The sequence below is a fragment of the Arthrobacter sp. MYb224 genome (assembly GCF_002975455.1).
Taxonomy (GTDB): Bacteria; Actinomycetota; Actinomycetes; order Actinomycetales; family Micrococcaceae; genus Glutamicibacter.
This window is the reverse complement of sequence record NZ_PCPU01000019.1, coordinates 1-3,065: the sequence shown is the minus strand read 5'-3', so window position 1 is coordinate 3,065 and position 3,065 is coordinate 1. Positions and strand designations below refer to the sequence as shown.

1 protein-coding gene and 1 pseudogene are annotated in these 3,065 nt (G+C 55.4%); one reads left to right on the top strand and one right to left on the bottom strand.

The window, feature by feature from the left end:
• Window positions 1–208 precede the first annotated feature (208 nt).
• A pseudogene (locus tag CQ017_RS17745) lies at window positions 209–1,339 on the bottom strand (IS1249 family transposase).
• A gap of 1,256 nt (window positions 1,340–2,595) precedes the next feature.
• Between CQ017_RS17745 and CQ017_RS17735 the strand changes: the two are divergent.
• Window positions 2,596–3,065, top strand: a 470-nt coding sequence (locus CQ017_RS17735) for a transposase (protein ID WP_181150589.1), incomplete at its 3' end; no start/stop codon positions are given.

Here is a 3,065-nt window from a genome sequence, read left to right as displayed (position 1 = left end):
AGGTCACCGCCGGACTTAACTTAGTATGATGGTTTGAGGCCCTTGCACCTGTTGGTGTGGGGGCCTCACCTGTTTAACCCGCGGGGTGTGTGGGTTGTGTGGTTCTGCCTGGTGGGGTGGGACCTTTTTGCGCTTTAACCGGCCTATAGGCAATAAATGGTGTCTGCCCGGGTGTGTCACCCGGCCAAACCCCATCTAAACCGAGGCTCTAGCGGCTCCGTCCACCCCAGCCAGACCTGGCGAAGTGCCCTTCCTCGGCAATGGCAGCGGTCCCATAAAAATCAGGACCAATCTGTTTCTCCTCGGCTGACTTGTCTGTGGGGTCCAACAGAACCATTCGCAAGCACGCCGGCGATGCTCAATGGGCATCCCGCGATGGTAGAAAATCATTGCTCTGATCCCGGAGTTCACCGCGCCTTCAATCATGGTCGTTGTCGAGCTGATCCCTAGCCCGTGCAGATCTTCATTCAGGTATGTGAATAGGTGACCGCGTCGCAAAGCGGTCTGCATGTTCTCGTACGCTTTGCGCAGTCGGTGATGGGTGTACCACCAGGTGCGGGTGCTGCGAATTCTTTGGGGCATCGCACCGTTCCATTGCGCTGCCTAGGTGCGTTCGTTGATGAGGAATTGATGCTGGGCGTGCCAGGCCGCGAAGGCGGCCATCCATTGGGCCGCTGCTTCTTGGGTGCGGATATTCGTGAGTTTTAGGCTCAAACATGCGTAATGACTTACCGGCTGGCAAGCGTGGGTTCAGGGTCAGGTAGGTACGGACATTGCCTTGGATATGAATCAGGCACCGCTGGATCTTCACGTTGGGCCAGAACTCTTTCATCGCTTTCATCAGCCCTGATCCGCCATCGGTGAAGACGACTTTCGGTTCAGGGAAATGCTTCAGCAACGCTGTCCACGCCGCTGATTTTTCTCGGTCGCACCATTGCCATCCGATGACGTTCCGTTGGTCGATAGCGATCAGCAGGCACCAGCCATGCCGGATGTAGATACCGTCGACTTGGATCTCGTCGAAGACTTCTGCGGTGTGGTTCAGGAAAGGATGGACGTTCCAGCACCAAGCGGTTTGGTGGCGGAAGGTCCGGCCGGTTCCTCCGCCGTGTTCTGCTTGGGTTTGTTTGCTCATGAGCCAGTTGACGAAGCTGGCGAGTTGGTTGCGTGCGGTGAGGTCTTCTCGTTTGAAGGTGGTGCTGGCGTTGCAGTTGAGGCAGCGCCATCGTTGCTTGCCATTGCGTTTCCCGTTTTTCTTGTGGGGGCTTTGGCAGATACTACTGTGAGACTTTCCTGTAGCTAGTCTGGGACTGGCTGGCAGGATGGGAACAAGATCCATGTGAAACTTGATCCTGCCCCGAAAAAACGGGGCAGGATCAAGACTGCAGGCACCATTTATTGCCTATAGGCCGCGATTCGCTTTCCGGTTCGAGATGGTTCGGAAACTGCCGTTCTTGGAGATAAGTTGTTGGTCACTCTCATTCCTGATTTTTATGTCTCATAGACCGAGTCTGATAGTCCCTGACAATTCGCGCTACTGCTAAGTCGAATACAGTGGCGCCGGACGTAGACTGACCTCTGGTTCGTTCTGACTCATGAACCAAGTTGAGTACGCGGACAAGAGGTAATGACAACTTACGTTTTAACTGGCGCTGTGTCCGGAATAGTCGCCGCTACTGCGGAACTGCTTCGTCAATGTGCAGAACAGGTGGTTGGCGTGGATCTTCGCAACACTGACATCTGCGCAGAATTGTCGACCGTTGAAGTGTTGAAGTGTTGAAGTGTTGAAGTGTTGAAGTGCGGGAGAGTGCTATCGATCTGACCAAACTTCAATGTCATGGAAAGGTTGATGTGGTGATCGCCTCTGCGGGAATGGCTGCACCTGAGGCGCTGACGATAGCCGCTAACTATTTCGGTGCAGTTCAATTTGTGGAACGACTTCAGCCGTTGCTTGCAGAATCTGCAGATCCTCGCGGAGTGGTTGTATCATGGATGGCCATCCTTCAAGAGAATTCAACGGAATGAGCTGTCATGATGTTGTGGACGCTATGCTTGCCGGCGATGAACTAGAAGCATTGCGGACTGGCGACAAGCTGCAAGCGCAGGGTCCGGCGGCCGAATACTTGAACTACGCGTCTTCTGAAGGATCCATCAGCCGTCGGTTGCGTCGATAAAGCCCTACGGCCAATTGGGCTGGGGCCTACCTTGCGCTGAGCGCTGTTGCGCCTGAAACCGTCATCACCAATATGACGAGGGAGCTGTCGGCCACTGAACCTTGCCGCGTCATGGTGGATGCGAACGTTCCAATACCGCTGAACTATCATTCCTAGGCAAGCGCGACTGCAAAGTTATTGCTATGGCGTGCGAGTGTCGAGAATACACACGTAACAGGACAGACCATTTACGTGGACGGTGGAGTCGATGCAACCTGGCGTGGAGACGACGTTTGGTCCTAGCAGACTTGTGCGTGCTTAGCCCGGGTATTTCATGACGACGGCAGTCATTAACTGACTTAAAAGATGAAAAGGTGATCTGAACTGGGAAAATGGGAGTGTCTAAGCTTCCAAAATACCCGTTCGAAGGATCACCTTTTCTGTGAACCATTCTACCCACCTTTTCCCTGCCATCCCGACCCAACTCACCGGCCAAACCCTGGTCTCCCATGCAGGGCTGTCGGTGCTGACCAGCTTCCTGAACGCGGTGGACTTCCGCAGGCTCTGCGAGGACCGGTTCAGCCAGTTCGTGCCCGCTACCGCAACGCACCGTCCAGGAAACATCCTCGGCGCACTGGCCCTGTCATTGGCGGCCGGCGGCGAGCAAGCCACAGACATCGACCAGCTACGAGCCGCACCAGAACTCTTCGGTCCTGTAGCCTCGGATGCCACGGTTAGCCGGTTCTTGGGCCGGGTCAAAGAACAGCCAGAAGCTTTCTCCTACGGGTTCGCCACCATGACCCGCAGCCTGCGTTCCAAAGTCTGGGATGCGGCCGGGCCCCGGAATCCAGCCCGGCTGGCTACGGCAACCAATCCGCTGATTATCGACCTCGACGCATCGTTGGTTCATGT